This window comes from Jejuia sp. G7-7 (assembly GCF_055808955.1).
The window spans coordinates 177968-203539 of sequence record NZ_JBVVSZ010000002.1 but is presented as its reverse complement, the minus strand read 5'-3'; the positions used below and the strand labels follow the sequence as shown (position 1 = coordinate 203539).

Sequence of the window (25572 nt, the reverse complement as noted above, 5' to 3'; positions counted from 1 at the left end):
TTTGAAATCGATAAATAACCATAATCTATTTATCAGAAGATAATAGTGATTTAAAATATTTTATAATGGAACACCTAATCAATGAAATAGTACATAATGGTAAGCTTACCAAACAAGTGAATCTCGAAGGTATCAAGAATATTGATGCTTTACCATTCTCAATTCGGATTTTACTTGAAAATATCATACGAAATTACGATGGTTCTATCATAACAAAATCACATTTTGAGACTTTGGTAAACTGGGGTTCTCGTACTTCTGATAATGAAATACCTTATAAGCCAGCAAGAGTTTTGATGCAAGATTTTACCGGCGTCCCTGCGATAGTTGATATCGCTGCCATTCGTTCTGAAATGATTCGAAGAGGTAAAGACGGTATGAAAGTCAACCCTACAATACCAGTTGATTTAGTGGTAGACCACTCGGTACAAGTAGATTTTTATGGAGATAAAGATGCCTATCAAAAAAATGTAGCTAAAGAATATGAACGCAATGCAGAAAGGTATGAAGTTTTAAAGTGGGCACAGAACGCGTTTAATAATTTTAGAGTAGTTCCCCCAGGTATGGGAATCTGTCATCAAGTAAACCTTGAGAATTTAGCTCAAGGAGTGGTAATAAGAGATGGCTGGCTATTTCCAGACACACTTGTTGGTACGGACTCGCATACCCCAATGGTTAATGGTATTGGAGTTATTGGGTGGGGTGTAGGAGGCATAGAGGCGGAAGCAGCTATTTTAGGGGAACCTATTTTTCTCACTGCTCCTGATGTAATCGGTTTAAAACTTACTGGTAAATTACCAATAGGAACTACCACTACGGATATGGTATTGACCATAACTAAATTACTACGAGACTATGGTGTAGTTGGTAAGTTTGTTGAGGTTTATGGAGATGGTTTGGATAGTTTAACCGTCCCAGATAGAGCAACAATTGCAAATATGTCACCTGAGTTTGGAAGTACGGTTACGTATTTTCCCATTGACGAGCAAACCATCGAATATATGCGCTTCAAAGGTAGGTCAGAAGATATTTTACGTCGTGTAGAAACTTATGCACGGAGCAATAAATTATGGCGAACAGGTAAAGAAACAATCACTTATACAGGTACTATACATTTAGATTTAAATTCTATTGTTCCAACGGTTTCTGGACCGAAACGTCCTCAAGACAAAATAGAGGTAAGAAATCTGAAATCAAAATTTCCAGAGGTACTCACTCGAAGTTGGCGCTGATTCTAAAAAAGATAAAAGTTCAAGTACAAGAAGATGATGAAAACTTTGTGTTAATGGATGGAGCCGTTACAATTGCAGCAATTACTAGTTGTACCAATACCTCTAATCCTAATGTGATGGTTGGTGCTGGTTTATTGGCGAGAAAAGCAAGAGAACTAGGGCTAAATACAAAACCGTGGGTTAAAACGAGTTTAGCCCCTGGTAGTAAAGTAGTCACAAATTATTTGACAAGGTCAGGTTTGCAAGATGATTTAGAAGCTCTTAATTTTTACACTCGTAGGATATGGCTGTACAAGTTGTATTGGCAATAGTGGGCCACTTCATCCTAGTATAGAAGAAGCAATATCTAATAACGAGATTAATGTTGCAGCCGTTTTGTCATCCAATAGAAACTTTGAAGCGCGGATACACCCATCGGTGAAGCTAAATTTTTAGCATCACCACTTCTAGTTGTGGCTTATGCTATTGCAGGTACAATTAATATTGACCTCACTACAGAGCCTTTAGGAAAAGGTGATAATGGTAAATCCATTTACTTAAAGGATATATGGCCAAGTGATGAAGAAATACAAAGTGTAGTTACCCAAGCCATTAAGAAGAAAGACTTTGAGAATGCTTATGATGTTATTTTTGAAGGTGAGGAACAATGGAAACAGTTAAAATTTGTGCCTTCTGATGATTATAATTGGAAAGAAGACAGTACTTACATAAAAGAAGCTCCGTTTTTCAAAAATCTTCCTCAAAACTTAGGTGCCTTAAAAAACAAAACTAAAGCAAGAGTTTTATTAAAATTAGATGATTCTATTACCACAGACCACATTTCTCCTGCTGGTGCTTTTTTCAATCTTCGTCCGCTGGAATGTATTTAAAATCGAAAGGTGTAGATGTAAGAGCATTCAATTCTTATGGTTCTCGACGAGGAAATCACCAAGTAATGATGCGAGGTACTTTTGCCAATGTCAGGATAAAAAACCAGCTCGTAAATCGCGAAGGTGGTTATACGAACTATTTTCCAACTAATGAGACCGAAACAATCTTTGATGCTTCAATGAAGTGTCAAGAATCTGGAACTACTAATAATTCATGGGGCTATAAATCGTATGACGATGACTGGAAATCTGTAAAAGAATTATTATTTTGGCTTACAGAGATTGTATCCAAAGGAGGAAACTATATGCTAAATATTGGTCCAAAAAAGCTTCTGGAGAAGTTCCTCAAGAATCTATCACTAATTTATTAGCTGTGGGTAAATGGTTAAATGTTAACGGTGAAGCTATTTTTAATACAAGAAAGTGGAAAGTAACGCACGAGGGACCAACTAAAATAGATGTGTCTGGGACAAAGGATAGAGAAGAAAACGGTTTTAAGGCCGAATTTACGCCGCAAGATTTTTGGTTTACTCAGAAAGAAAACTATGTATATGCCATAGCTTTTGAATACCCAGAAAATAAAATACTTATTAAGAGTTTAAACAAAGAATCTGTTGGGGAAATAAGTTCTGTAAAAATGTTGGGTATTGATGCCGATATAGAATGGAATCAAACTACTGAAAATTTAGAAGTTGCTATTGGAAATAATATAGGAAATGAAAATGGATATGCACTTAAAATTGGTCTTTAATTATTGTATTTCTAGAATAAAATATTCATTTTAATTTTAGTATGTTTCTGACTTCTTATGGACAGGAATGTTTTGCTCATAAAAGGATAATATTGTAATAAAAATGATAAGCATCAGAATACAATAGAGCGGTGCAAATCCCAAAGAACTTTTAGAATAAACTGTCCCTTATAAGGGAATACCATTTAAATGAATATAGATTTCTTAAATTTAAAGAAAAGACACATTATTTAGAAGGTTTTTTGCAAGTGTTACATGTGCTGTATCATTAATACCTAAAGAATGAGTTTAATAATATAAAAACGAAATCATTTATGGATTCATGATGATATTTTCTATATCAAAAAAAAGTGCTGATGTCAATAAATAAAAGTGATGGCATAGAAAATCGAAAGCGCCATTTCATCCTCTTTGTTATGACAATTAAAGAACTAAATCCAAAAATAATGTTCAATATCATATAACTTTAGAAGGATATTATAGATAAGCTAGGATGTATGTCACAAGTTTTTGGTTCCAAAATCAAGCTAAGAGCATGAAAAAATAACATGAACATACGGTACTTTTATAGGGGTTTCCTTATCATTCCATTCAGCACATTTCCTTCCATTCCGTAAAAACTTCATTCCAGAAAAAGAGCTTCATTATCAAAGTCTTGAACCTAATCCACACTTTTGACTTTTCATTCCGTTAACCCTTTCCGTTTCTCTGGAAAGGAACACTTCATTCCCTAGTAAAAAGCGTGAATCAAGTCCGCCAAATAGGATAAAAATGTAATATGCATTTTGTTCCACTTCCTATAGATTTTGTATTTCACAAAGACTTTAGAATCACTTCCGTAATCCAACACCGTCATACCTTTTTGACAGCAAAATAACAACATTCAGCTTTGAACGACAGCATAACCAGGCTCGTGCCTCGCACTTTTTATATGTCTAAACAAAGCTGAATATCGAAAGCACTAAGCAACAAAAAGAAGGTAACAGCGTCGGCGCTATGGGAAGTAAATCTAAAATGAATCTTATGAAATCTTACAAAAATCAATAAAAAGGAAGCGGAACAAAAAGTTAAAAAACAAAAAAAGGAAAACGCTCTGGATATAATAAGTAAATCAATAACAAAGCCTTTCTGAATCGTTCAGATAGGTCAATATTAATCTTTAAATTTTTTAATTATGAGTACTCTAAGAAACAAAGTACAGTTAATTGGCAACGTAGGAAACGAGCCAGAAATCGCAAACCTTGAAAGCGGAAAGAAAGTTGCAAAATTTTCAATCGCAACCAATGAATCTTATAAGGATTCTAAGGGAGAAAAAGTGACAAATACCCAATGGAACAATATTGTAGCATGGGGAAAGATTGCCGAAATTGTTGAGAAATATGTAGGTAAAGGAAAAGAAGTAGCACTAGAGGGAAAATTGACCTCACGCTCTTATGAAACCAAAGAGGGAGAAAAGAGATATGTTACTGAAGTGGTAATTGATGAAATTCTGCTTTTGGGAATTAAAGGCGAGGATAACGCTACTGAATAATTGAAATTAAAAGAGGGCGTTCCTGTGGAAAGATGCGCCCTCTTTTTTATTCTCACTATAACTAATAATAGAAACAATGAAGAACAAAGTTAATGAAATAAAAATTATCTACAAAGGCGGTTTAAAATCATCAATGTGGCAAAAAATAAACAGTTCTCAAGATGCAGCCGAATTGTTGTTTGAGGATTGGGATAAAGATACTATTGCACTACACGAAGTATTTAAAATTGTACTTCTAAACAATAGCAATAAGGTAAAAGGCGTATATCAAATTTCACAAGGTGGAATTGTCGGAACGTTGGTAGATTTAAGAATTTTATTTGCGGTCATTTTAAAATCGCTATCGGTAGCAATCATTTTAACACACAATCATCCAAGTGGAAAATTGATGCCTAGTGAAGCTGATAAAAACCTTACGAAGAAGATTAAGAACGCTGCAAAATTATTTGACATTAAGCTTCTAGACCATTTGATTTTTGCACCTGATGGAGATTATTATAGTTTTTCAGATAACGGAATTTTATAAAACTAAAAGCTATGATTTATATAAATTTTACCGATTTGAGTGAAGAAGCGCAAGAGCGTTTGCTTAACAATTCTAAAGAAGATGTTAAGCATAAATATGGAAAGGACATTATCGAATATGCATCTGCTAATAATCAAAATTTGGACAAGATGCTAGACGAAGAAGCAATAAGAAATTTGTATAGTTACACATACGTGTTTAATATATAAATGCTCTTAAAAATTGTAAGACCTTTGAAAATTTCAGAGATCTTTTTTATGCCCATATTTTATATTCTGCAACAAAAAGAGTGGTTTGTTAAAGATACTTTTAAACTTCAATAATAACACTCTTAAAAAATCTAATTTCAATTCGTATTACAGAAAAAGCCATTACATTTTTGGATGTAATGGTATTTTTTGTCCAGCGAGCTGGACGAAAAGGAATAGCAAGAGGGTAACACGCTAGCGCGATGTTTCGATTTTCAGTTTTTCAAAACCCTAGTAAAATCAACACCTTTCGGCGATTGATTGTTTTGATTTTAGAATTTGTAACATCTTTTTTCACGGAAAAACGCTGTCAGCCCAATAAAAACAACAAATTTTTCACGGAAAAATGGATGAAGGATATGAAAAAGAACGATTTGAAAGCTTAAGTATTAAAACTTCGGTGGCTAAAAAATTTAATGGCTTTTGTAAAAAAATGTCGCTTTCAAAATCTATGACACTTTTATTAATGCTAGACTTTTTTGAGAATAATGGCATTTCGCCAAATGAAACTTTGGGACCTAACATGCAAACATTGGAGAGTGAAATTAAGAAGCGAATCAATGCGGTAATCGCCATTATAAAAGACATAGAAAAGAATCATGATAAACCTACAACTGCGATGTTGGAATCCTTGTTTATGGGATTCGAACCAAAACAAAAGAAACTCATTTTAGCTAAAGAAATAAAAGAAGTAAAAGTTCAGTCTGTCGAAAAGAAAGATTTAAATAATCAATTATAAAATTATGTACATCACAATTACAGCTCAAAAATTAGAGGAGATTATTCACAAAGTTCTGCTGATTTTGCTGAGTATCTGGAGAAGGAAAATCAAGGTTTGGAGCAAGAAGATATAGAGCATTTTTTTAATCAATATGGCGATGAAATTGAAGCTAAAGACGTGGTAAAAGAAATTGATGGTAATACGGCAAAACTCAAAAGAAAGAACCAAAATTTTATTCAATTACAGTTAGTCCTAGTAAATATGAATTGAGAAAATTGCAAAACAATTCTGAAGATTTAAAAAAATATACCAGAGCCATAATGAACGATTATGCAACGTCCTTCAATCGAGACATTAATGGCAAACTAATAACCGTTGACAACATAAAATATTTTGCAAAAATTGAACATCAACGCACTTTTAAAGGCACAGATAAACAGGTAAAAGAAAACCAACCTTTTGCTACTAAAATACTTCAGCTAAAAAATGATATTCGGAAAATTGAACATCAACAGTTAGATGGGGATATCAAGAAAATGAAATTCGAAATCACCAAACTCGAAGCCGAAGCACCACACCAGCAACATGGAAAACGGATAGTTCAAGGCATGAAAAAAGATGGTAATCAAAGTCATATTCATATCATCGTGAGCCGAAAGGATGCATCAAATGCTGTGAGTTTATCGCCAGGATCTAAATACAAAGCTTCAGAAGTTATGATGAACGGAAAATTAGTAAAACGTGGATTCGACAGAGATGCGTTTTTTACAAAAGCTGAAAGCACTTTTGATAAAACATTTGGATACAAACGCAACTATGCAGAATCCTATAAATCGAAGAAAGATTTTATTAAAAATCCAAAGTTCTACTTCAAAACATTATTAGGATTGCCAGCAAGTGAGAAAGCAATAGCTTTTAAATTGCTTGCTAAATCTGGAGTACCCATTGCGAGTATTCCAACAAATCAAGTGCAGTTAGCGCTTAAAACTATAAGGTATTTAAAACGAGGTGTAGACGTGGCAATTAAATCAGGTTCAATAGGTATATAAGATGGAAATACAAGGAATCACATTTACGATTGGGTTATTATTTGGAATGAGCTTGGTGTTTTATAGCCTTTTCAAAATGACACGATATGCCTTTTTTATAAATCTCATATTGACCGTATTTTGTTTAGGATTACTTTTTAAATTGAGCCATTATGTAACGCAATGGTCAATACAGTTGCTTTATATTGGATGTCCGCTTTTGCTCATCAATACAGTTCTGTATGTATTTCTTCACAAGGAGAATGATACTTTCGATTCTAACAATAAAAATCAAGTCAGTTTTAAAGTCAAGCGTGGAAGTTTTAAAATTAATAACATCAAACGAGGAGTTTCAATTATTGGTTCTGCAGGAAGTGGAAAGACTGAAAGTGTCGTTTTTAATTTCCTTCAACATTTCAGTAAACATAAATTTTCAGGAGTCATACACGATTATAAGAATTTTGAAATCACAGAAATGGCATTTCCCTTATTTGAAAAAAATGAGATTGATTTTAAAGTGATTTCATTTGATAATATTTATGATCGTGTGAATCCAATAGCACCAAGATACATGACCAATGAAGAAAGTGTAAACGAGGTTGCAAGAGTACTAATTGAAAACTTATTAGAACAAAGAGAATCCGGAAGTATAGGAACAACAAAATTTTTCAATGATGCAGCTGAAGGATTAATTGGTGGTTTGATTTGGATGCTGAGAACCTCATATCCGCACCTGTGTACATTGCCACATCTAATAGCCATTTATCAATTTCTGGACACAGACAGTCTGATTGCTTTTTTAAGTTCTAACACAACATCGAGAGCGATGGCAGATGCGTTTATTAGTGGTAAGGATTCTGATAGACAAACCGCTGGTGTAAAAAGTACTTTGGCCAATGCACTAAAGAAAATAAGTACGCAGCGTATTTTCATGACCTTATCCGCAGATGATGTACCATTAGATATAAATAACCAGAACAAACCTTTAGTGATTTCAGTAGTTAATAATCCGAAATATGAGACTGCATATTCGCCAATCATAACTACTATTATTCACACTATTACAAAGCAAATGAGCGTGCGAAATTCAAATGCTTCTTTTTTGTTGATGGAAGAAGCACCAACCATTAGACTATTGAATATGCACAGAATTCCAGCCACATTGCGTAGTTATGATATTGCCACGATTTACGTGATGCAAGACAAAATTCAAAATGATATGATGTATGGAGATAAGGCGAGCAAAGCCATTCTAAGTAATTTATCGTATCAATTCTTCGGAAAGGTAAATGATCCTGACACAGCAAAATATTACGAACGCTTTTTTGAAATTGTAAAGAAAGAAACCACAAGCGTAAATCGAGGACACAATCTCAATTTTGATACCCGAATTACTACAGGAGAGCGTGAGGTTGCTAAAATTAGAGCTGATGTGTTTTTTAGACTTAAAGAGGGAGAGTTTATTACGTTTGCTGATGGAAAGGATAGGAAAGTACAATTTAGACTTCCTAAAATTGAAAAGCGATTACCAACGAAACAACAGGACTATTCTGAGGCTGACTTGCAAGCTAATTTTGATAGAGTTTATGAAGAAGTAAAGTCTATATTCAAAAATTAATATCAGTATCTTTATAGCTTAATTAGACCATTTCAATTTTCATGACCGAAACCAATCGTATAGAATACAAACAAGAGCTTACTGATGGATTAGAAAAAGAAGTCATCGCTTTTCTGAATTATCGTGAAGGTGGCATTATATATAGGTATCGATAAAGCTGGGAATACTTATGGTTTGGCAGATTCTGATGGCGACCAATTAAAGATAAAGGATCGGTTGAAGAACAATATTAAACCATCGGCATTAGGATTATTTGATATTGTTAGTGAAGAAAGAGAAGGCAAGGATATCATAAAGATCATTGTGGCAAGTGGACCAGAAAAACCATATCATATAAGAAAATATGGTATGAGTGAAAAGGGTTGCTTTATCCGTATTGGAACTGCTGCAGAACCCATGCCTCAAAAAATGATTGATGCGCTATTTTCTAAACGTACTCGAAATTCCATAAGTAAAATTAAAGCAGCTACACAAGATTTATCTTTTAGCCAACTGAAAATATATTATGAAGAATCAGGCTATAAACTCGGTAGCACATTTGCTAAAAATTTAGAGCTACTTACTGAAGATGGTGCATATAATTATGCAGCTTATCTCTTGGCAGATAAGAATAGCACCTCTATTAAAGTTGCTAAATATTCTGGTACTAACAGGACAGATTTAATAGAAAGCAATGAATATGGTAATGAGTGTTTGGCTAAGGCAACTAAACAAGTCATAGATAAAATTGCTGTAGAAAACAGAACGGCTACAAAAATTACTTCAAAGGAGCGAGAACAAAGCCATCTTTGGAATCCTATTGCATTACGTGAAGCCATTATTAATGCTTTTGTACATAACGATTATACCAATGAAGTGCCGCCTAAGTTTGAAATTTTTTCAGATAGAATCGAAATTACATCTGCTGGAGGTTTGCCTGAAGGATTAAGTCAGCAAGAGTTTTTTGAAGGATTTTCAGTCCCTCGTAACAAAGAACTAATGCGCATATTTAAAGACCTGGAGTTAGTAGAACAATTGGGTTCTGGTATTCCACGTATTTTAGATCACTATGGTAAAGAGAGTTTTAATTTTTCTGAAAACTTTCTTAGAATGACTTTTGTTATTAAAGAACTTACTGCTAAAGTTGATGATAAAGTAGACAATGAAGAAGGTGGTCAAGAAGGTGGTCTAATAGGTGGTCTAATAGGTGGTCAAATAGGTAGTGTAATTGATGAAGAAAGAAATAATGAAATAGATGCTTTAGAAGAATTAACTCTTAGACAAAAAGAAATTCTTAAAATGATAGCATCTGATAGTAGAATAAGTCGTTCTGGTATTGCTGAAGTTCTACATATTAATGAATCAGCTATTCAAAAACACCTTAATAATCTTAAAGAAAAAGGGTTTCTAGAACGTATCGGTGGAACTAGAGGTTATTGGGAAATAAAGTTGTGAAAACCATAAAAACTATTTAAAAAGGCGCTTTTTCCTTAGGATCTCTAACCGTAACCTTCCACACGCCATCCTGCTTTACCAATTTAAAAATTCCTGGTGTTTTATCATAAGAGGTCGAGTATTTTACTCCAAGCGACATCGCCTTCAGTAACTTCATCGATAAGTTTAAAATTAGATTCTGAGCCTTTGGGTTTGGCAAACATTTTTTGAAGGTTGGAAAATGTGGCAAAACCTTCAGGTGTTGTATGCTTTTTAAGTGTGGCTTCTTTACCTTGATAAAAGCTTTCTGCAACGATTTCTGCTACCGATGCAGGAGTTGAAGTTGTTCCAGCACAAGAAATAAATAAGACTACAAGTGAGTAAATGGCTATTTTTTTCATGATGTTATTAATTTGGGTTATTGATATATTTATGTGATACTTTCATTTCAATATTTCGTTCGCCATCTTTCTCGTTTAATTCTAAAATGACCCTTCTGTCATTAGATAACGAAAATTTAGGCATAACATATATAAGTCTTACCGTTTCATTTACCACAATTTTAGAAGGCAGATGATGTTTAAAAATAGGCTCTTTATACAAACGTTGTAAAGATTTTCGTTTCCCTTTTTGTCGCGTTTCAACGGAAAGGTTCAAGAAATCCAAATCATAATCCAAAGTAGAATTATTCCTAATTTGAATAACGAAGTAGAGCTCTTCTTTATCAAAAACAATATTTTCAAGTCTCATGACAATACCATTATTTCGTCTTGTATGTCTTCCAAGATATTGTCTTCCATCAAGAAGATAAGAGCAGAATTTTTGATAATAATACGAGCTGTTATCAATACTTTTTTCAAAAATTTCAGGCTGAATCGAGTCTTTAAATTTCGGTTTTTCATTCCCAATACTACTTGTCATCGGGATAAAATAATTAAGTTTTGAAAGGTGCGCTTTATACCTTACAATATACGAAAAAATCGAACCATTTATATTGATTACCAGTAGATTACTTTCTTTTCCTTGTTTGGCTTGCAGTAAACCGAAATATTGCTCTTTTTCTCGATTGTAAGTGAATACAAAATTTTCTGAACCCGTTATGCCTTGACGAATAGGCTCAGGAAAAAAGAGCGCAACATTTTTAGTGTCGTTTGCATAAATAGTATCAAGTGAGATTGTTGTTTGCGCATTCATAGAAGCGGAAACAATAATTAAAGTCAAAATGTTGATATACTTTTTCATAAGAGTGCGTTTTTAAGTACCCATTATGGGTCATAATTTTGGTTTTAGAATAAGTTTATAATTGTTTAGTACAGTAACCTTTACATTTCGATTACTACGCCTAAATACTTTTGTAATTCCACCTACTTGCGGAACTGTCGGGATATTGATATCGCCAATAACATCGTCCAGAACTTCACTCGTTGCTTCAGCTCTAAAGTTGTTTTCTACATAAATACCTTCGCTACCATCTTGTAAATCGAAAGCTTTGAGTTTTGTGGGATGATGATTAATATTCTCAATTTCAATTAATGCGCGATTAGGTTGAAAGCTTATGAACCCGAATAAAAATGTATTCTTTGGCATTTGTTTACCGTTAATTGTTGCAGCTTTAGTAAGGCGCATTCTCAGTCTAGTATTAGCCTTTACAATTTGGTCGCCATCAACAACCACGTAAATAGTAGCATCCGTATTACCGATAATTGAAAGTTCATTGGGTTTTGGTGCAGCTGCAAAAACAGTTGATGTTCCAAGCCCAATTCTTTGGCTTGAATCTTTAGTTCTCTTTTGATTTCGGATGAATCAATTTCTACAGGTTGCTTCTTTTTAACTTTCTTCTGTCCGAAGTTTTGATATTTTTTATCAGAGTATTGAATTTTACCTGCATTATAAATACTATCTACAATACGTTTCCTTTCACGTTCTGGAAGATCTGGATCGTAATAGCCTAAAGAATCAATTAATTTTTCATCATAGATGCTAGGTGCATTGTTCTCACGCACTTCCTTTAAATCATTAAGAGCGTCCAACTTAGAATCATACTCTTTTTGATTTTCTTCCAAATCTGGTATCAAGGTCTGTTCAAGGTTGTCATTCTCGCTTTCATCGCCGCCCATTACCATCACGGAATAGGAAATCAGGAATAGGAAAACAATAGCCAATACTGCTATAAATACTATTTTGTTTTTTTCAATTTTCATCATTCAATTTTTTTAGAGTGTTTTCGAAATAATTTGTAATTAACAATCCGTGCGGATTGTTTGGGAAGTTTCGGTCAACCATAATTAGGTTTCCGGTGGAAACCAATTCATAGGTATCAATTATAGAACCTCTATTGATTTCAAAAATGGTAGTCGTGGTAAAACCATACGAACCACTATTTTCTTTTATTTGAGAATCGATGCTCAGTACCTTTTGTACTAAAGAATATTGCAATAATCGATTATAGACACCATCAGCTTTTTTCTGGCGATATAGATTATCAACAGAACTATTACCTAACCAAAGCGCCTTTTTCAGGTTCTTTTCATAATTGCTTGCATCGATATTATAGAAGTAATTGTGAAACAGTTCTAAATGCGCCAAAGCTTCAACTTTAAAATTTTCTTTTTGATTAACGAGCTTCAGCGGAATGATGCTACCATCTGTATTAATAGCGAATGCACTATTCATCGCATTTTTATTTGTATTAAAATGCCATCCAAACCGAAAAAGTACTAGATAGCAATGCGCAAACGACTACTGCCAAAACAATAAATCGATTCAGTTTTAGTACGTTGTAAATATTTTTGTATGGTGTTTTCATTATGAGTTGAATTAGCTGGTAAACAATCTTAGTGTAAAGGATGTGGCGCGTTTATATAATTTGAATTTTAGGAATACAATAAAGCCTACCGAACCCAATTGCACAACTGGCGCAAAGAAGCCTTGGCCAAAGTCCGTTCCAAACAGGTTGGTCCAGAAGTTGGTGTTTATTTCAGTATAGATGGCATTGACAAATACATTGACAAGGAAAAATGCTGGGACTAACATATAGACAGCGGCGTAGAGTTTGAAAAACGTGTAGGCAAGTGAGCGGAATTTTTCAAATACGGCCAGACTTATTACCAATGGGAAAAATGCTTGCATAATTCCTAAAAGGAAGAAACGTTCCGCCAAAAACAGAGGATAGATAAATAAGTCAAGAATCCACAATATAGTACTGAGTATAAAGGCTATTATCTTGAATCCATAAAGTGGAGTTACCAAAGCTTCATAAGAAGTGTCATAGCCATACTTGCCGCATCTAAAAGGCCAACATCTTCTTCAAGTGGTATATCCTGTAATTGCAAAGGTAATAACGCAGGTGCTGTCCCTCGATATTGTCCTTCAATGGCCACTAATATGCCATCAAAAAACCTAACACCTGCGTTGAAAATATGACCAAGAGAACCGCTAAAATTCTTCGCTAGTTCTCCAGGGCTCAATCCCCAAGAATAACCATCTTTATCTGCAATGACCTTCATTATATTTTTTTAGAATATTGATTAAGAAAAACAATACAGCAAGCGTCTTCATTCCGGCAATAGTATATTGTGAGAAACTGCTATTCTGTATGGTTTGAAATACTGTATCGATATACTCTAGCCCAATTCCTAAAATGATGGTTGCGGTCATTTTTAATAGTTTGTTTCGCGATTATTGACTTTATCTTGCATTTTTCTAAAGGAAATAATATCCTTATACCGTTTGGTTTTCGTATTGATATTTGAAACCATTTCTTTAGATTCCTGTTCCTTCTGTTTAAGGACTTCCGCACGTTCGGCATCGGTCATTTTAAGATTATCGCTAGATAGGATTTCATCAATAAAGTCTATGGTGTCTAAAGAGTTTTGTACTATAGCATCAAAGGATTCCGCAACCCTAGACACTTCTACGGGTTTTATATAAGGCGAAGTTCAAAATGTCTTGCAGATCATTCTGCATGACTTGAATAAGTTGCTGATTGTTTCGCGCAATTTCTTGAACCGCTTTGAGTTGTCTAACTACACTAGATACTTTTTCTATGGCTTCTTTTGCATCCTTCATGAATTTCACAGACTTAATAAGTTGAGAGGTCTGTTTCCCGGATTCTACAAGTTGTTTTACCAAACTGATGAAATTAGTGTTATCATAAGTTGGCATGCCTTGGCTTGTTGTCTTTGATGGGATTAATAGCATTAATGCTACTACCATTACTAAAATTCTGATTTTCTTTTTACTCATTGTAAAAAATTTGTTTTGGTATTCGTGAATCTTCGATTTCATAATATTATGTTTTAGATGTGAATTGAATTATTGCTTTTTGCATATCATGGTGCTCGTCGTAGAGCTTCATAATCTCCTCGTTTTCTTGTCCATCGGTTAAATAAGCTGCGTACACATCTTTCGGAACTTCAAGACGGAAAATATTGCTTTCCTTTCCAATTTTGATAAACATTTCGGTGTACTTCCTTGGGCCAGAAAGATTGTTTTTAATGGATTTTAATTGGTTTAAGTCATGGCTAGATAGGTTGAGTCTTTTGACTAATTCGTCATATCCTTTTTCATTGTTTAGACTATAAATGACTTGGGTATTCTCTAAGATACTTGCTGATGTGGAATTATTAGGCAATTGATTAATTGATTGTAAAATAATACCAATGGCGCCATTTTGTTTTCGAATGGCTTGGTAATAGAATTCTACACTTTCCAATACGTTTTCAAACTTCAGTTGTTTAGCAAACTCATCGAATAAGATGATACCTTTTTCAGCTCTGTTTTTCCAAATGGTTCTTTGAATGGCAGACTTGATGAGTTTCAACATTACGGATAAATTTCCTTGTTATCCTTCACTTCATCCAGTTCAAAAACAATCAATCTCTTGTCTTCTATTTTATAGGTTTGGTCTTCGCTAACCTCAAATAGAAAACTGTATAGACCATCGCCAACATACTCAGACATCACATGCAAAAAGCTTGTAACATTAAAGTAGTCGGGATGGATTTTTAAGGAGCCTAAAAGGTTTTCCTGATTCTGTTCTATATGATTGTAGAAGCCTTCTAGTGAATGATTTTCAGAAGTGCTATTGTAATAGTGACGCAGAATCTTTTTAATTGAAACCGATTGCGCTTTGGTCACTTTCAAATCCGAAGCAAACAATTCAAAAAGAAATACAGATAAATCTTCTAACCGTTCTGGTGTTAAGTCATTTTTATTACTGATGTAAAAAGGATTGATGCCTAAGTTCTTTTCCGCTTTCGTATCGTAAGACGGTGTGTTTTCAGGATAGAGTTTGGCAAATTTGGTATAAGAACCACCCAAATCTATAATGACCAGACGGACGCCACTTTCAAAATATTGGCGCAGAATGTTATTCGCCAAAAATGATTTGCCTTCACCTGTAGGCGCAAAAATGGCAAAGTTTCTAGCCTTGATGCGTTTCTTTTTTTTCGTCCCAGACATCTTTTAAGACAGGAATATTATGTTCTCTGTCATTAAAGATAATGCCCGTTTTATCCGATTTGTAATTGGTATTATTGATGAATAAACAAAGTGCGTGCTTTAAGTCCGTTACATATAAATCGTTGTTTGAAAAATTAGAAGAGAAGCAACAGTAACTATTCAGGATGTAATTCTTGCGTTCTTCACCTCTTGGATAGTAAGGTATGATATCCAATTCCTTAAATTCCGTTTTAATTTTAGAAGTTATTTTGTTCAGTTCTTTAGCATCTTTCGACCAGTAGATAATATTGAGATGACCACGTATAATTCGTGAATTATCATCTGCATTAATTTGGTCTAAAATGTGCTGAATTTTGCCAAGTACCACTTTGTTTTGTGAACCAAAATTGGAACTCTTATTAAGTTCCTCTATTTTCTTATCAAGTAGTTTGCGCCACTTTTGTTTATCATCTAAATAAAGAATTTGGTTAACTATGTGATTTTCATTAAGCGTTAGCCCCTAAACCATCAATAAACCCTTGATGAAACACAAAATCATCCGAAGTAAATTTTTCATTAGTTTTACTACTTTGTACGCTTTCGCCAAAACATAATTCGCTGTTGATAGCAAGCGCATCAAAATGGTTTTCGCCAATATTGATGCTTTTCTTCCCACCTTGGCGGGCAGGTTCCAGCAGAATATCGGTATCGAATCCTTCATTGAAACCATTAAAATAGCCACGTGTTAATTGCTGAATATCTTCTTGCTTTATGGGAACAAATGCCATTTTTCGACTGTTATTTATGAAGGAAACCGAATCGGATACCGAATTGACGAAGCTTTTATATTATCATCTAATTCCTGAACAATTCCTTTTGAAATTTTTCTGAAAGGGTTAACGTATTTCGGATTGTTAAGTGCCTTATTTTTGGTTAAAATGAAGAATAAATAACATTTATGCTCTATGTGTCCACGACCTTTAAAATGTGCATGGGTGGCTTTTTCCAAAAAAGTGGTGTTTGGAAGCTGTGCTGAAGAATAGGATTTTTTAAGATAGATGTCCTGTTTGTGAACTACAGTTCCAATGGGTAATGATTTCAAAGCTTGAAACCATGCTCCATGCATATCCTCAAAATCTTTTTCGGACAAGGAATAGATTTCAGGCAGATTCCCTTCATAGCATAAAATCACATTGCCATTGTTGGCAAATACGATATGGTCTTGAATATCTACAATGGGTTGATATGCCGAAAGGTTAATCTTGCTCATAGTCAAAGCCGGAATTTCTTTTGTTGCTTATAATTCTTGGGAAGGTTTTTGCCACCTGAAAAAGTTGTGGATTGTTGGTTATGCTGGTCAAGGCAACATATAATGCAGAATTGAAAACCAGAATGCCAATTATCAATCCGAAGCTAAACGAGAAAATGATGATTAAAAGTGATGCCAAAATAGATGTCATCATTAAAGCAAATAGGGAAATAGGCAATCCAAAAATGACTGCCCGTTTCCTTATGTTTTTATAAACTTCGTACTTCTTCATACAGCTTTTTTAATAGAGCCCTCAATGAGGGTCATTATACCACGATGCTTATGAGATAAGTAAAGATGCCTACAACTGCACCGGCAATCAGAACAAATACAAGAACACGCGTAATTCCTTTTTTAAGGTCTGCATTTTCGCCAAAGAAATGACCCGCGTTAAACAAGAACCCGATGAGGAAAATAACACCCAGAATGATTGGGAAAATGGTTCTGATGGTATCTGAAACATCATTTACCGAGTCTTCAATGCCACCAATTTGGGCAAAGGTTTGAGATGTTACAGAAAGCAATAAAGTAAGCGCAATAATTGATTTTTTCATAAAGAATAGATTTAGCCTTTGGTGGCAGTTATTTGAAATTTTTGCGAAATCTATTGCTGTATTTAGGCTGTGAATGAAATAAGATAAAATTTAACGCTATGGCCTGTTAAATTTTTGAAGATTCTTATGGAAAGCATAAAATCATTGCATTTTGCTTAACCTAAAAATAGGGTTATGAAGAAGACATGTTATTTGCTCGTACTATTGTTTTGTGTTTGGTTTTCTAAAAGGTTATATGCACAAGAAGAACAATCAAAAGTTAATATACCAATTGTAATCATTGACCCAGGACATGGTGGGGTAGATGCTGGTGCAATTGGTATAAATGGTATCAAAGAGAAGGATATAGTTTTAAGTATAGCATTAAAAATGTTAAAGCTAAACCGCAGTTTTTATAAAAATAAAATGGAGCTGTACTTAACTAGGTATACGGATAGTTTAATTGATTTACAAGATAGAACATACTTAAGCAAAACATTAGAAGCGGATGTTTTTATCTCGATACATTGTAATCAAGCTAGCAATCCTAATGCTAAGGGAGCGGAAGTTTTTCTTTACCCTAAGAGAAGCGGATTTGGATAATTCGGTGTTTTTAGGATTTAACATACTAAAAGGGTTAGCTGATGTATTGGGCATCAAGAATAGAGGTGTAAAGTTGGGTGATTTTCAAGTGTTACGGGATGAAAGAAACGGGGCTGCAACTATTCTTCTTGAACTTGGGTTTTTATCTCAAACGGATGAAGCGATGTACTTATCTAAAGAAACTTCGCACTATGCTATTGCATTAGTGATATTCCAATCAACACTTAAAATTTTGGGGTTATGAAGGAGTTGTATAACGAAGTTTATAAGTGTTTGAGGGAGTTGATAGTAAGCTTTTTAAAATGCTCATATTAATGTTTAATTGAATCTCAATTTGAATATTGCTTCAATTGAGTTAGTTTTTTTCCGTTGAAATATCCAACATATAAACCTTTACGCCCGACTATTACCATCAAAAGGAAATCCTCGTTAATCAAATTTTTTTGAATTGATTTTTAATCATTTTGATATCAGTAGCCGATGGCGAAGGGTAATTCTCAGGGTGGGTGTGCCATTCTCCAATATAAATAGTCTTACCGAGGCTATTTAGAAATTCGTAATTAATAAATAATTGCGCCGACCTTTTATCTCTGTTAAAGTTATATTTCCTGCTTTTATCGAACATTGTAGGTGTTGAGGCCTTTGTTACAATAATCTTATTATCTTCTAAACGCTGTCCTAAGAGTATCCCGCCTTTTTCATATTTATTGCCCGTTTGTTTATAATGGCTAAATAAATTCAAGACTCCTTCATCAAATGATACAGAGATGTTTCCATGAGAATAGGTCATAAAGTGTTTTCTATTAATTGATACTTATCAAACGACTCATTAGTCAGCTTCACATTTAGTTTTTTTGCTATTTCTGTATCGCCAATCCAAGAGTAAAATAAGCTTTGATTATTTTTATTTTCAATAATTTCTACTATTTTAATATAAGCACTGGACAAGAAAAGGGATAAATGGGTAGATGAATATGGAGAATAGGTAGTTTGACAGCCACTCTCCTTAAGGGCAAATAAATCTCTTTTTTTTCAAACTCTTCAGACGCAATTACTGAAAATTTGTATTTGTAAATATCAGTAAATAAATCATCTAGTTCAGGCAAGTGGTCAGGATGAAAATATAATAATTGGGCACCGATTAAGTAGGGTTCGACCCAAAGGATAAAAACAGGTTTTTTTAACTCCCCTTGCTGCATCTCTTGTATAAACCATTTTTCCAAATTTAATTTTCCTAAACAAAGGAATATATAATCTTGTTCATTAACTTTTTGTTTGTTGTGATTGTAAAAATCAAATATTGAAGATTCACTGATTTGAACCTTTTGACTTGGAAGTTTATGTTTCAAATAAGTTTTTACTGCAAGTGCTTTGTTCTGATTTAAGTAATGAAACCCTAGTAAATGGCGTTTAATATTTTCCGAACTTAGCTTGTCGTTATCAATTAGTGCAAATTCTGGATTGTTAAGATTATTTAAAATTCCTACTAGATTTGATCCAACGCTCCCGATACTCGGCAACAAGAAATTTATAGTTATTTGGCACTAGAATTTCTGATGCAGTTCTTTTAATCAATCTTTGTTCACTAAGACTGTCCGAAGAGAAACGTTTTACATTCTTTATATGACCAGGAAAACCTTTCTTGAAAGTAATATTATATGGTGTGAGCTGGCTTTGTCGAAACCCTTTTATTTTAGATCTAATATCGGGATAGCTCCATCCAAAATATTTTTTTCGCCATTAATGGTCTTTCCAAAGACTAAAATTCGGATTGAACTTTTATTAAAATAATTTCTAAAGTTTTTTTGATTCTCTTCCTTGATAAATTTCAGACTGTCAAAACAATTAAGGTCGAATGGTGGTCTAGTAAGTGGTATTTCATCATTAACAAAAAACACTTCATATTCTTGTGGCGAGTAATCTAGATTTTCGAAATACTGTTTATAGGGTTGAATTAAATCCTCTTCTTTATTATACAGAATGCCAGCTGATAATTTGTCTTTTTCTGATGATTTAATCTCATACGTAAGTAAAGACAGAGAGTCATAATTTTTAGGTTCTTTATCTATAATGGAATAAATAGATTCACTTAGTAATTTATCTTTATAATTCGCTGATGTATTCCAATAGGCAACGAATTCATCTTCAAAATCTTCTAAATTTTCACCTTTCAAACCTTCAATTAAAGTTTTTTTTGCTTTATTAAGTTGATCTAGTAGAATTCCCGTTGGGTTTGATTGGTCTACAATTACAAATTCATCATATACACATACATCATTTCTCAAAAATGAAGAATGCGGTATGTGCCCTAATTTCTCAAAATCATTTTTATCGTAGTATATTTTAGCAGGCTCTAAAGGAAATAATGAACTAAGAGCTATGTACATAGTAAGTTCATCAATAATCCATAAAGATTTTGCATCATCATATAATCCAGTTTTTACCTCCCAGACCTCAGAGTAATCACCTGATTCTAGAAAGTTAGCATCCTTTGGATTGGTAAGTATAGTTATTTCGTCATCGCTAATGCTAGCAAGTTCGGTGTATGCATCTTTTCTTATTTGCTCAAAACAATCTGACATTAAGCAGCTGGTAGCATTTACATTAATGACTGCAGGTGCAGCATAAGACTTCGACTCATTTTTGGATGAATCTTCTACATTCGAACAAGTAAATCTATCACCTAAGTATTTTTGCCATTTTTTACACCCTTCCTTTGGATTACTGTGCGCTATAGCGGCATCACCCGCACTTATGAGCTTTGATAATCTGTCCATAAAATGAGTTTCACATGTATTTTTGAAGTAAGTCTTCGCCCTCCTTTGTAGTAGGACGTTCACATTTAAAATCATCTTCTAATTCTGATTGAATTGCTTTCAAAGTATCTCGGAAAGAAATATCATCACGGTCATTTGATACAAAGTGATTTGTAGCGAGAATGGTCAATATCAAGCCACTTGGCATTTTTGTACTATAAGATTTATTTTGCTTATCTCTCCAAGCTTTTAAATAGCGCACTATTCTCTTCAATTGGTCATTGGCCTCAGTATTAAACCATTTATAAAATTCTCTAGGGTCACTATCCGTAAAACCTTCAGATTTATGTGCAAGCTGCGGAATAGTTTTATCACCATCTGATTCTATTTCTTTAAAGTAGATAGGCAGGTCAATATTGTGACCATCAGAATACAAAACACGAATACAAGTATTTTTCTTGAGCGCTCCTTTTGAGGTATGGTTTTTGACTGCATCATAAATCCAATTGTGATAGGTGGTTACTGATTTTCTATTGTCTATTTCATCAATAAAGTAAACACCGTCATCTAAGTCATAAGGATATAAAGTCTTTTCATTACCATCATCATCTGTCTCGTAAGTTGGAATGGGATTTACAATTGTGTGCATCATAAAAGACCCTTTGGGCAGAATATTTTGGTTTGGTCTCATTCTCCTTATTGTTTTTAAAATAGTCAGTTATTTTTTCTTAAAGCATCTCTATTTTTCCTTAGTTCATTCTTTTTGAGGAATCAAGGGAAACAGTTGTATTAAATTCTATGAATTGTTCGTGATTATTCGCCATTATATATGTTTTAATTCTGTTGTTTGAAAATCTACGCTAATAGTTCCACCATTACCTTTTGAAAGGCTATGTTTGGAAAAATAGCCTCCTTCTAATCTCTTTATATCCCCATCTTCCTTAAGGGTTAAGGTGTTAAAGCCATCTTTTATCGGAATAGAACTATTACCTTTATTCTGATAGTAAAAAAAGCAATTGATATAGACCGTTATCTTTTCGGATTAAATCTTCAACAATGCTTTCAGATTTAGTTTGAGTACTTGATATCTTCTTTCCATTTTGGTCTTCATCCCAGAAATAACAATCTATCTTAATATCTGATGTAGTCTGATAAATTATGAGTTTGCGAGTGCTTATATCCTTGTTCTCCTTGGTAGTTATAGTTTACCATTCCTTTATAAGTGCCTCTAATCGGCGGTACTTTTATGAGTAGCTTCCATAAAAAAGAATTTTATGTAAATGTTTATTAAACACCCAAAAAACGACAGCTAATAATGCAGTTGCAGGATAGAATCTATGATATTCGAAGTTATAAGCTTTTAATAAATTGATTATTAAACTTACCAATGCTTCTGAACTTATGTAAAGAAGTATTACAAGTAATATTAGTTTAGATTCGTTATAATATTTAAAGTTAAAATCTGGTTTCATATATCTTTATTCTAAAGGCTTCATTATCAAAAAGTAATCCATTTTTAGAAAAAATTAACAAATGTTTTTATATGGCTAAATGCAAGACAAAATGTCATTTAAACACGAGGACTTCTTTTAAGAAGTCCACATGTTTAAGCTTCTAGTTTGATTGCTCTAACATCGAAGCGATACCCCTTATAACAATAAGTGTTGCTATACCAAAGACTATAGCTTTTGCTATATCGCCTCTAATATTTACACAATTGTTCTTATGACATACTCTAAGCTCTCCCTTGGAGAAATTAATGCTATTCATAAATGAATTATTTAAATTAGACATTTCTCCATTCAGAGCTGTGGAGTTCCGCTCATTACTTGCCTTTACTATCCTTTCGGTTGCTTCTAATATGTTCTTTTACTGTAATTGTTTTTCCTCCAACTTTTCTTTTGTGTTCGGGTATTCTATTGAATTTTTTCCTGATGAATCTTTTGCCATAATTTCATTTTTAATTTTAAGGGAATTTTCTATATTTGGATACTCCCTATAGTTATTAGCACCTAATTTTATTGTTTAATCCAAAGGTTTGTGAGCACCTTTCACTCATATACCATAATAGATATATCCGTTTTGGTATATAGATGAATACTAATACGAAACAAGACATAGAATTTGCAAAAACGCCTAGTATTGAACTGCTGGAGTACATATCTTTTAAAGATGAATTCCCTGCCGAGGCTCAAGCTTTGTAGAATTCTGTTATCGTTTTGAGAAAGATTTGAAACGTAAATCAGAGATTATTGTAACAAGTATGGATCTGAGTGAGGTGGTAGCTTTGGAAATCGCAAATTGTACTTTTTCAAGAGTATGGAAGTATCAACTTTTAAAAGGAGAAATCAAGTCTAAAAATTTAGACAAGGGTATACTTATTTGGATGTGTCGTATTCTCTACACACAGTTAATAAAATACGGCGAGCTCAATACCTGTGCAAGAGCCTACCGCAGAAGAGGTTTAAGCCTCGTTAATGACGCAGATGAACTTTTAGAAGATTTGATGCTCCAGATATTGAGGCAGAGGGAGGTTAGGGCTAAACTTCAAACTATAGAAAGAGCTTTGACGCAATTATCGGAAAAACACAAGATTATTTATTTTACCTATCGCGCTTATCAAAAAGAAGGTAAAAAAGTACCTCGTACCATCACTAAACTGTTGAGAGAAAAATTGGGATTAACTCAAAAATCGGTTAACACTTACTATGGTGATGCGCATAGACACGTTACTAACTATTTAAACATTATGAATGGCCAAGCCTAAAAAAATAGAACTGATTGAAGTTGGAGTTTTGGACAGTTGGTTAGGTTCAACGGGCTTCCTGTTTCCTAGTAATGAACTTGAACTTGATAGGTTTAATAAGTTATATGAAGATTATGATTATAAGTTAGATGATGTATCAATTGATCCTCTTGCTATTATCAATAATACATTTCATAAGGAGCCTAAAGTACTTACGATGTTTGAAAACGATATCGCTTCTGATGAAATGGAAAGCTTAAGAATGGTAGCGCGAAAGGGTAAAAAAGATTTACCGCAGCATATTATTGATAAAATGAGGAGAAAGCACAATCAAGATTCTAGTGACGAGGAATAGAAATAGTATAAAAAAGTTAGCTGAAGCAATAGCTTTAGAATATGAAGAAAAAATCACTCCTTTGGATAAGATTGTTGAAGATGAAGGCTTGTCAGTATTTTATGATAGTTATGGGAGAGATACTTTCGATGGAATGACTATTTATGAGAACGGACAGTTTTATATTCACATAAATACAGATTTGGGTAATAAGAAGGATTCACCAAGGGGTCGATTTACACTATCCCACGAGCTTGGTCACTACTATATAGACTCTCATCGATTAGGACTTAAAAAAGGACTACTGGAACCTCACCCTTCGCGAACAAATCGAAAGCAATTTAATCAAATTGAAAGAGAGGCAGATTTTTTTGCATCTTGCTTATTGATGCCAGAAGAAAGGTTCTCCAAAGATTTTTACAGGGAAGCCTTTTGATATAACGTTAATTGATTTTTTGAAAGATGAATATAACGTTAGCCGAACGGCTTGTGCATTTAGATTTGCTGATATAGGGAATCATTCAATTATGATAGTTTATGCTGAAGATGGAGTTGTGAAGTGGTACAATTGCGGTGAGGATTTTCCTTATAAATTTCTTCTTCACGAAAAAATAGTCGCTCCAAATACTGTAATGGGAGAATTCTTTAAAGATGTTACTAATGACATTTTTAAAACAGAAGAAATTTGGGCAGTAGATGTGTTCAAGTATGTTAAAGATAATGATGTAAATAATAAGTTCTTTGAGCATTGTATTACCTATAAAAATAGAGCTCTAAGTATTATTTGGGAGACTAAACTTCAATCTCTCCCCAAACCAAAGGATGCTCACTACCAGCATTATATTTACTGGTTACTGTTTTATAAGTAGACCATTGCGGTCGCTTTTTAGGCCATACCGCTTGACGGTTTAGTCCGCTATCTTTCATCTTTTCAAATAAAGCTGGAGAGAACAACAAATAGTCTTTTTGTTTGATATTCACACCCATTCTATAAGCGCCTAAACGGAAGTAAGTGGCATCGGTGCCATCGTCTGTTTCCACTTCAAAAGAGAAATGTTTTGTGATGTCTCTTATATCAGTATCTTGAAACAATGGGGATAAAGAGTTACAATAGGAAGCCGTGTTGAATGTGCCGGCAATAATTACATTTTTCTTCCCTTGTTCTATAAGGTTTTTATAAATTTTGGCAACATTCTGAATTTGACTTTTTCGTATAACGTCTGAGGTATCAACATCGCTGGCGTGCTTGCTTAAATAAGTAGATAAAACATGAATTTTTTCCGAGGCGGGCGTACAAATTTCATATTCAATTAAGTTTTGAAACAAGTCACTATATCCACCAATTATATGTGTGGTTATAGTTTCTAACTTATAGCCTTCCCGGAGTAGAATTGCAATTTCTAGACCTTTCATGTCGTTGCATTGAATAACGAAAGACTGCTCATAGGGTTTACAGTCGAATTTTGGTAAAATGTTTCGATTAAATTCTTCCAAAGAGCCTCTGTCTTCAACTTCTTGCAATAGTAAAATATCGGCATTAACATCGGCAATCACTTTCGCTTTATTATCAGTTGCGGTTGGTGCAATTGGGGTAGTTTGTAATTCTATCCAACCGTTCCAGTTGGTTAAATGACTGGCTTTTGCTTCTGCTGAATGATGAATGCCTTTCAAATACAACAATCCAGCTTTCCTGCGCATCACAGCATAAGGTCTTGGATAGGTTTTCTCAAAACCAAGTAGAAAAGACAATTCTCTGATCCTATCCTGATCTTTTAGTGAAGCACTAGATTTGCGCATCAAAGTATCAAGTTCATGCATCCAATCAGCTAGATTTTTTCCAATTGTTTTTTCCACGAGACTTTTATCGCGATGGAATAAGTTTTGAATGTTGAAAGTTGCAATTTTCATGGTT

Annotated in this window: 27 protein-coding genes and 7 pseudogenes; 15 read left to right on the top strand and 19 right to left on the bottom strand. The window is 33.7% G+C overall.

Annotated elements, in window-relative coordinates; all coding sequences use genetic code 11:
* Positions 1-65 precede the first annotated feature (65 nt).
* The 9 genes and pseudogenes from acnA to AC0L5U_RS11000 all read left to right on the top strand — a co-directional run.
* Positions 66-2439, top strand: a pseudogene (gene acnA / locus AC0L5U_RS11040) (aconitate hydratase AcnA); the annotation flags it as partial.
* A 35-nt stretch (positions 2440-2474) separates the two neighbouring features.
* Positions 2475-2852, top strand: a complete 378-nt coding sequence (locus AC0L5U_RS11035; RefSeq protein ID WP_473416467.1) for an alpha-L-fucosidase C-terminal domain-containing protein — start codon at positions 2475-2477, stop codon at positions 2850-2852.
* A 1174-nt stretch (positions 2853-4026) separates the two neighbouring features.
* The gene (locus tag AC0L5U_RS11030) at positions 4027-4383 is read left to right on the top strand and encodes a single-stranded DNA-binding protein (RefSeq protein ID WP_473416466.1); all 357 of its coding nucleotides are present in this window, start codon (positions 4027-4029) and stop codon (positions 4381-4383) included.
* Positions 4384-4459: 76 nt separating this feature from the next.
* The gene (locus tag AC0L5U_RS11025; protein WP_473416465.1) at positions 4460-4909 is read left to right on the top strand and encodes a JAB domain-containing protein; all 450 of its coding nucleotides are present in this window, start codon (positions 4460-4462) and stop codon (positions 4907-4909) included.
* Between the two features lie 11 nt (positions 4910-4920).
* Positions 4921-5118, top strand: coding sequence for a hypothetical protein (locus tag AC0L5U_RS11020; RefSeq protein ID WP_069831866.1), 198 nt, complete (start codon positions 4921-4923; stop codon positions 5116-5118).
* Between the two features lie 385 nt (positions 5119-5503).
* Complete coding sequence (locus tag AC0L5U_RS11015) at positions 5504-5896, top strand: BfmA/BtgA family mobilization protein (RefSeq protein ID WP_473416464.1); 393 nt, start codon at positions 5504-5506, stop codon at positions 5894-5896.
* A gap of 30 nt (positions 5897-5926) precedes the next feature.
* Positions 5927-6927 (top strand): annotated as a pseudogene (gene mobB / locus AC0L5U_RS11010) (MobB family relaxase).
* Between the two features lies 1 nt (position 6928).
* Positions 6929-8524 (top strand): type IV secretory system conjugative DNA transfer family protein, encoded by a 1596-nt coding sequence (locus tag AC0L5U_RS11005; RefSeq protein ID WP_473416462.1) that lies wholly within the window; start codon positions 6929-6931, stop codon positions 8522-8524.
* A 41-nt stretch (positions 8525-8565) separates the two neighbouring features.
* Positions 8566-9958: pseudogene (locus AC0L5U_RS11000) on the top strand (RNA-binding domain-containing protein).
* Between the two features lie 104 nt (positions 9959-10062).
* Here the strand turns inward: AC0L5U_RS11000 and AC0L5U_RS10995 are convergent.
* The 13 genes and pseudogenes from AC0L5U_RS10995 to AC0L5U_RS10935 form a co-directional block, all read right to left on the bottom strand.
* Entirely contained in the window at positions 10063-10338 is a 276-nt protein-coding gene (locus AC0L5U_RS10995) for a hypothetical protein (RefSeq protein ID WP_473416461.1), read from the bottom strand.
* A gap of 7 nt (positions 10339-10345) precedes the next feature.
* On the bottom strand, positions 10346-11179 hold the full coding sequence (locus AC0L5U_RS10990) for a DUF4138 domain-containing protein (RefSeq protein ID WP_473416460.1): 834 nt from the start codon (positions 11177-11179) through the stop codon (positions 10346-10348).
* A gap of 30 nt (positions 11180-11209) precedes the next feature.
* A pseudogene (traM, locus tag AC0L5U_RS10985) lies at positions 11210-12138 on the bottom strand (conjugative transposon protein TraM).
* Positions 12128-12743, bottom strand: a pseudogene (locus AC0L5U_RS10980) (conjugal transfer protein TraK). Before AC0L5U_RS10980 ends, traM begins: the two co-directional pseudogenes overlap by 11 nt.
* A gap of 11 nt (positions 12744-12754) precedes the next feature.
* Positions 12755-13594: pseudogene (locus AC0L5U_RS10975) on the bottom strand (hypothetical protein).
* 2 nt (positions 13595-13596) lie between these two features.
* Positions 13597-14152 (bottom strand): annotated as a pseudogene (locus AC0L5U_RS10970) (conjugal transfer protein).
* A 76-nt stretch (positions 14153-14228) separates the two neighbouring features.
* Positions 14229-14762, bottom strand: coding sequence for a TraG/VirB4 family ATPase (locus tag AC0L5U_RS10965; RefSeq protein ID WP_473416459.1), 534 nt, complete (start codon positions 14760-14762; stop codon positions 14229-14231).
* Complete coding sequence (locus AC0L5U_RS10960; RefSeq protein WP_473416458.1) at positions 14762-15400, bottom strand: TraG/VirB4 family ATPase; 639 nt, start codon at positions 15398-15400, stop codon at positions 14762-14764. Before AC0L5U_RS10960 ends, AC0L5U_RS10965 begins: the two co-directional genes overlap by 1 nt.
* Positions 15363-15767, bottom strand: a complete 405-nt coding sequence (locus AC0L5U_RS10955; protein ID WP_473416457.1) for a hypothetical protein — start codon at positions 15765-15767, stop codon at positions 15363-15365. Before AC0L5U_RS10955 ends, AC0L5U_RS10960 begins: the two co-directional genes overlap by 38 nt.
* Positions 15768-15885: 118 nt before the next feature.
* Positions 15886-16167: a hypothetical protein gene (locus AC0L5U_RS10950; protein WP_473416456.1), complete on the bottom strand. Its 282-nt coding sequence runs from the start codon at positions 16165-16167 to the stop codon at positions 15886-15888.
* A 14-nt stretch (positions 16168-16181) separates the two neighbouring features.
* On the bottom strand, positions 16182-16649 hold the full coding sequence (locus AC0L5U_RS10945) for a DUF3875 domain-containing protein (protein ID WP_473416455.1): 468 nt from the start codon (positions 16647-16649) through the stop codon (positions 16182-16184).
* Positions 16636-16920 (bottom strand): hypothetical protein, encoded by a 285-nt coding sequence (locus tag AC0L5U_RS10940; RefSeq protein WP_473416454.1) that lies wholly within the window; start codon positions 16918-16920, stop codon positions 16636-16638. Before AC0L5U_RS10940 ends, AC0L5U_RS10945 begins: the two co-directional genes overlap by 14 nt.
* 34 nt (positions 16921-16954) lie before the next feature.
* Positions 16955-17242 carry a hypothetical protein gene (locus tag AC0L5U_RS10935; RefSeq protein ID WP_473416453.1) on the bottom strand — a complete coding sequence of 96 codons (288 nt, stop codon included), beginning with the start codon at positions 17240-17242 and terminating at the stop codon, positions 16955-16957.
* Between the two features lie 174 nt (positions 17243-17416).
* Here AC0L5U_RS10935 and AC0L5U_RS10930 point away from each other — a divergent pair, with 174 nt between their 5' ends.
* A complete protein-coding gene (locus AC0L5U_RS10930; RefSeq protein ID WP_473416452.1) occupies positions 17417-17824 on the top strand; it encodes an N-acetylmuramoyl-L-alanine amidase family protein in 408 nt (135 codons plus the stop codon).
* Positions 17817-18068 (top strand): N-acetylmuramoyl-L-alanine amidase, encoded by a 252-nt coding sequence (locus AC0L5U_RS10925; protein ID WP_473416451.1) that lies wholly within the window; start codon positions 17817-17819, stop codon positions 18066-18068. The genes AC0L5U_RS10930 and AC0L5U_RS10925 overlap by 8 nt, the downstream gene beginning before the upstream one ends.
* 189 nt (positions 18069-18257) lie before the next feature.
* Here AC0L5U_RS10925 and AC0L5U_RS10920 read toward each other — a convergent pair whose 3' ends face one another.
* The 5 genes from AC0L5U_RS10920 to AC0L5U_RS10900 form a co-directional block, all read right to left on the bottom strand.
* Positions 18258-18614 (bottom strand): Mov34/MPN/PAD-1 family protein, encoded by a 357-nt coding sequence (locus tag AC0L5U_RS10920; RefSeq protein ID WP_473416450.1) that lies wholly within the window; start codon positions 18612-18614, stop codon positions 18258-18260.
* A gap of 133 nt (positions 18615-18747) precedes the next feature.
* Positions 18748-19347, bottom strand: a complete 600-nt coding sequence (locus AC0L5U_RS10915; RefSeq protein WP_473416449.1) for a ThiF family adenylyltransferase — start codon at positions 19345-19347, stop codon at positions 18748-18750.
* 165 nt (positions 19348-19512) lie between these two features.
* Entirely contained in the window at positions 19513-20601 is a 1089-nt protein-coding gene (locus AC0L5U_RS10910; RefSeq protein ID WP_473416448.1) for an E2/UBC family protein, read from the bottom strand.
* Positions 20602-20611: 10 nt separating this feature from the next.
* Positions 20612-21271 carry a CBASS cGAMP synthase gene (locus tag AC0L5U_RS10905; RefSeq protein WP_473416447.1) on the bottom strand — a complete coding sequence of 220 codons (660 nt, stop codon included), beginning with the start codon at positions 21269-21271 and terminating at the stop codon, positions 20612-20614.
* A gap of 923 nt (positions 21272-22194) precedes the next feature.
* Positions 22195-22350, bottom strand: a complete 156-nt coding sequence (locus tag AC0L5U_RS10900; RefSeq protein WP_473416446.1) for a hypothetical protein — start codon at positions 22348-22350, stop codon at positions 22195-22197.
* 460 nt (positions 22351-22810) lie between these two features.
* On the opposite strand from AC0L5U_RS10900, the gene AC0L5U_RS10895 reads away from it, so the two are divergent.
* From AC0L5U_RS10895 to AC0L5U_RS10880, 4 genes are read left to right on the top strand one after another with little or no spacing between them, the layout of a single operon-like run.
* A complete protein-coding gene (locus tag AC0L5U_RS10895; RefSeq protein WP_473416445.1) occupies positions 22811-23347 on the top strand; it encodes an RNA polymerase subunit sigma in 537 nt (178 codons plus the stop codon).
* Positions 23334-23681: a hypothetical protein gene (locus tag AC0L5U_RS10890; protein WP_473416444.1), complete on the top strand. Its 348-nt coding sequence runs from the start codon at positions 23334-23336 to the stop codon at positions 23679-23681. Before AC0L5U_RS10895 ends, AC0L5U_RS10890 begins: the two co-directional genes overlap by 14 nt.
* Positions 23668-24096 (top strand): ImmA/IrrE family metallo-endopeptidase, encoded by a 429-nt coding sequence (locus AC0L5U_RS10885; RefSeq protein WP_473416443.1) that lies wholly within the window; start codon positions 23668-23670, stop codon positions 24094-24096. The genes AC0L5U_RS10890 and AC0L5U_RS10885 overlap by 14 nt, the downstream gene beginning before the upstream one ends.
* A 19-nt stretch (positions 24097-24115) precedes the next feature.
* Complete coding sequence (locus AC0L5U_RS10880; RefSeq protein WP_473416442.1) at positions 24116-24529, top strand: hypothetical protein; 414 nt, start codon at positions 24116-24118, stop codon at positions 24527-24529.
* On the opposite strand, the gene AC0L5U_RS10875 is transcribed toward AC0L5U_RS10880, so the two are convergent.
* Positions 24453-25568, bottom strand: coding sequence for a hypothetical protein (locus tag AC0L5U_RS10875; RefSeq protein ID WP_473416441.1), 1116 nt, complete (start codon positions 25566-25568; stop codon positions 24453-24455). The genes AC0L5U_RS10880 and AC0L5U_RS10875 overlap by 77 nt on opposite strands.
* Positions 25569-25572 lie beyond the last annotated feature (4 nt).